Source organism: Methanobrevibacter sp., from assembly GCF_045541095.1.
Lineage (GTDB): Archaea > Methanobacteriota > Methanobacteria > Methanobacteriales > Methanobacteriaceae > Methanocatella.
The window spans coordinates 1-4,354 of the sequence record NZ_JAZQIJ010000199.1 but is presented as its reverse complement, the minus strand read 5'-3'; the positions used below and the strand labels follow the sequence as shown (position 1 = coordinate 4,354).

The following is a 4,354-nucleotide window of genomic DNA, read 5'->3' as shown; positions in this document are numbered from 1 at the left end:
CAGTTTTTCAATCAATGTGTTGAACTCCTGTCAAAAATTTAGCATGAAAAAATGAATACATATTAACAGATATATAAGTACAGAATTAATTACCCCATACAAATGTCAGCGAGAAATTTTGATTTTTTAAAGCGAAAAATTAGTAAATCCACTTACAGATGAAAACAACAAGCAATGGATGCAATAGATGAAAATACCGAATACAGTTCAATTCTAGGGCATAACAGATTATCCATCAATGTTCCCCATTAATCAGATTTTAAAAAAAAGATATTGTGGAGATATACATCTCCTTTTTAAATCTACTCTTTTTTAGCTTCAATGACAATTTTTCCGTTCATGTAAGGGACTAACACTTCAGGAACTTTTACACTGCCATCAGGCTGTTGATAGTTTTCCAAAATACAGCACATTGTCCTTTCAGTTGCAATAGCTGTACTGTTAAGAGTGTGTAGGATTTGAGCATCTCCAGAACCTGCTCTTCCGAAACGGGTTTTTGTCTTACGTGCCTGATAGTCTTTACAGTTAGTGCAGGATACCAATTCACGAAATGCGCCGGAACCTGGGAACCATGCTTCCAAATCGTATTTGATAGCAGCATTGTCATTTAAAGCAGATGAAACAATTGCTATTACCTGATAAGGAAGGCCTAGTTTCTGATAGATTCTTTCGGTGACTTCCATAAGATGATCATGCTGGTTTCTGGAATCTTCAGGTGTGGAGTAGATGAACTGTTCGATTTTCTCGAACTGGTGAACCCTGAAAATACCTAAAGTGTCTTTTCCGTGTGAACCTGCCTCTTTTCTGAAACATGTTGAAAGCGCACAGTATCTTAAAGGCAATTCGTCAGGAGATATGATTTCATCCCTGTGAAGTGCAGCCAATGTTTGCTCAGCGGTTGCAATAAGGTACATGTCTTCTCCATCTACTTTATATAGTGTTTCCTCAAACTCACCGAGCTCTGAAGTTTCTGCTGCAACCTCACCTTTTACAAAGAAAGGTGTCTGCATTGGAATGTATCCTTCAGCTTCAAGTTCTGAAAGTGCAAACTGAATCAAAGCCAAGTTCAAGTGAAGGATATCCCTTTTCAGATAGTAGAAACGTGCCCCTGCAATACTTGCAGCAGTTTCAAGGTCAGCTCCATCAATTTTATTAATCAAATCAACGTGATTTAAAAGTTCAAAGTCATATTCAGGGATTTCACCATAGGTTCTAACGACCACATTGTCATCTTCGGTATCTGAAATAGGAACGTCTTCATCAATGATGTTTCCGACCTTATATCTGTGGTCATCCCTGAGTTTTAGATATTCGGCATTTTTTGCTGTGAGTTCCTTGATTTCACTGGCCACTTCCTTGGATCTTTTGATTACTTCATCAAGGTTTCCTTCTTCTTTAGCTTTTTTGAATGATTTTGATAATTTGTTTTTTTCAGATCTCAATGAATTGAGTTTCCTTTCACCTTCTCTCCATAAGGTGTCGTATTCTATTACCTTTTCAACATTTTCAGTATCTCTAAATCTTTTCTTCTCAGAGTCTATAATGATTTCCGGATTTTCTCTGAATAATTTTATATCTAACAATATTTTGTCCCCTAAAATATTTTATTCAATATTAATTATGACTGTTTTGTATTTTAAAGTTAATCCCTAAAAAATGAAAAAAAGTGAGATTTAAAAACAAATCCCAATAATCAGAAGTCAAATCTCAAGTCAAACTTGGCGAATTTTGTTTCATCCAAAAATCTTTTCATGTCCTTATCAAGCTTGTATGCCAAATCAAGAACTATCTCTAAAAACTCGTCAAAGTCATTTCTTGAAAGCGATTCAAGGCCATGAGCAAGAATCGAATAGTTTCTCTTTTGGGTTATGTTTTTGATTTTGGACTCGTTTTGAACATAATATTTTCCAAGATCATCTCCCAATTCGTTTAAAAGCATGTAATCAGCTATCAATCCTATTCTGATTTTTCCACCATCGTCTATTTTTTTGAGATAGTCAATGAAGTCTTGGGAAATGTTTTTTTCCTGAAGTATAGAAATATCGACATCCGAAGTTTTGATGTTGAATTTGGAAAGTCTGATTTGTGCAATAAGTTCAAAAGACCTGTAAAGCCTTGCAATGGCATCATCATATTTGTACTCGTCAGCCCTTCTTACTGCATTGTTTATAAGACTTGCAAGGACATAGCAACTTTTTAAGTTTACAGACCTTGCATTGACAATTGTGCCCAGTGCCTTTTTGTTTTTCTTGAGCTTTTCGATGAGTTCTGTGAATTCAAAACTGGTAATATCAGCCTCGTTAATGAATGCATATGCATTTTCGAAATCCATATTGTCCCAGCGATAATATGCATGACATATATGCAAAAAGGATTCCTTATGAATTCTTACATCAATTATGTTATTTAAAAGATTGATAGCTTCCATAAACTGGTTGGAGTTGAAATAATGTCTTATCCTTTTAATTGCAAACCTGTCATAAATCTTATAGAGATTCTGATAATTGATTATTTCGGTTCCGGCAGATACTTCACCGGTGGTCCGGTCACCTCCAACGGAAATCAAATCATTGTTGTAAAACATGCCACAGCAGGCCATTGCCGCCGACATGGTCTTGGTACCTGAGGTATAATCCATAATTACCCTATATTCGTGTGCCATATCTTCATCCAATTCCCATATTTTGGATTCATACGCTTCAAAACAGGAATTGAAATCATCAATTTGTTCTATTGGAACTATCTGATAATCCTCATCCTCAACAAATTCATCATTGTCTTTTTTGAATAGCTCTTCAATATAGGAAATTGTTTTTTTGGATGTGTCTGATGCAAAGAATATGACTTTATCTGGATAAATCTTGTTGATTGTGGAATATAACTTCTGTGCAAGCAGTCTGAATCCTGTTTCTTCACAATCAGTGCTGACCCCGGTTCCAACAATCATAAACAGCACAATTTCTTTTCTTTTCATTAATATCACAAGTTAATTCAATTACAGTACAAGTTCTTTTCCCTTATTGAATGCCTCTTCCCTTTCTTTCGGGAAAACCTTTTCATGTCTTTCATATCTCACTTCTGGATTGAAAAACCATGGCCAGTCAGTTTTGCTGTAGTCCTTGAGCTGTAAAGTCTCACCGCTTACAAAAATTTCTGTCGGACCGACAAAATTACTGAAAACATTTTTATAATTTTCAAGTAATGGCAGGTAAGCATTATCCGGTGCATTGCTGGTCATTATCAGCAAAACCGGAATCGGATTTTCATTGCAGCATGGAACCTCCGTATTGTATGTGAGATTCTGGAAAATCAAACGTTCATAAATTGCACGAAATGAAGCTGTCAATTCACCAAGATAATTTGGAGATCCTATAATTAATCCATCTGCTTCACGTATAGCATCCAAAACTTCAGTCAGACCATCACGACGGGCGCAATGACCTTTATACTTATTTTTTTTACATGCGAAACATGAAATGCAACCTGTGTATTTTTCCAAACGGAACAGATTGAATTTTTCTACTTGTGCCCCTTCTGATTCGGCGCCTCTTATTGCTTCATCGATTAAAGTATCTGTATTCCAGCCTTTTCTTGGTCCTGCATTTACAGCAATTACTTTCTTAGTCATATTTACTCCCCTTCATATTTACAATAATATATTTAAATTACAATAGCTTTTCTTCCCATTCCTTAACCTTGAAACCGACCAAAATACAGTTATCTGTAACAATAATTGGGCGCTTTACAAGCATTCCATCAGTTGCAAGCAATTCAAACTGTTCCTGCTCAGACATGTCAGGAAGCTTATCCTTAAGTTTCAGTTCACGATATTTCATGCCGCTAGTGTTGAAAAACCTTTTAAGAGGCAAATCTGAAGCCTTCCACCATGTTTCTATTTCACTGGCAGTGGGATTGTCTTCAATAATGTGTCTTGATTCATATTCAATGTTGTGTTCATCCAGCCATTTTTTTGCTTTGCGGCAGGTTGAACATTTCGGGTACTGTACAAATAACATCTCAGATATCTCCTTTTTTATTAAATGTTATATTATAAATATTAAAATTATAATAAAAGTATGTTTTGTTAAAATATTAATGTTCAACAACCTTGAACGAACAATGTTACATATAATTAATAAATAAATTAAATTCATCAATGAAAAATTTATTCAATTTTAGAATTTTTTGAATTTACACCAAAAACATTCTTTCAGACTAAATATGATTAAAAAAAAATTGAAGGGAGGGAGTGTCCGATAATTGAGTGATACTTTTAATACACTTGAAATCATTAGTCCGAATTTGATGACTAATTCCGAGTATTTTATTAAGTATTACTCATTTTAAGAACTTC

4 protein-coding genes are annotated in these 4,354 nt (G+C 34.8%); all 4 read right to left on the bottom strand.

Translation table 11 applies throughout. From position 1 onward, the window contains the following. Nucleotides 1-302: 302 nt before the first annotated feature. On the bottom strand, nucleotides 303-1,583 hold the full coding sequence (serS, locus tag ACKI2P_RS08415) for a serine--tRNA ligase (protein ID WP_407376790.1): 1,281 nt from the start codon (nucleotides 1,581-1,583) through the stop codon (nucleotides 303-305). A gap of 110 nt (nucleotides 1,584-1,693) precedes the next feature. Continuing rightward, nucleotides 1,694-2,974 (bottom strand): TIGR02710 family CRISPR-associated CARF protein, encoded by a 1,281-nt coding sequence (locus ACKI2P_RS08410; RefSeq protein WP_407376788.1) that lies wholly within the window; start codon nucleotides 2,972-2,974, stop codon nucleotides 1,694-1,696. Nucleotides 2,975-2,995: 21 nt separating this feature from the next. Further along, a complete protein-coding gene (locus ACKI2P_RS08405) occupies nucleotides 2,996-3,628 on the bottom strand; it encodes a flavodoxin family protein (RefSeq protein ID WP_407376786.1) in 633 nt (210 codons plus the stop codon). Between the two features lie 37 nt (nucleotides 3,629-3,665). After that, the gene (locus ACKI2P_RS08400; protein ID WP_407376784.1) at nucleotides 3,666-4,016 is read right to left on the bottom strand and encodes an arsenate reductase family protein; all 351 of its coding nucleotides are present in this window, start codon (nucleotides 4,014-4,016) and stop codon (nucleotides 3,666-3,668) included. Between the last annotated feature and the right edge of the window lie 338 nt (nucleotides 4,017-4,354).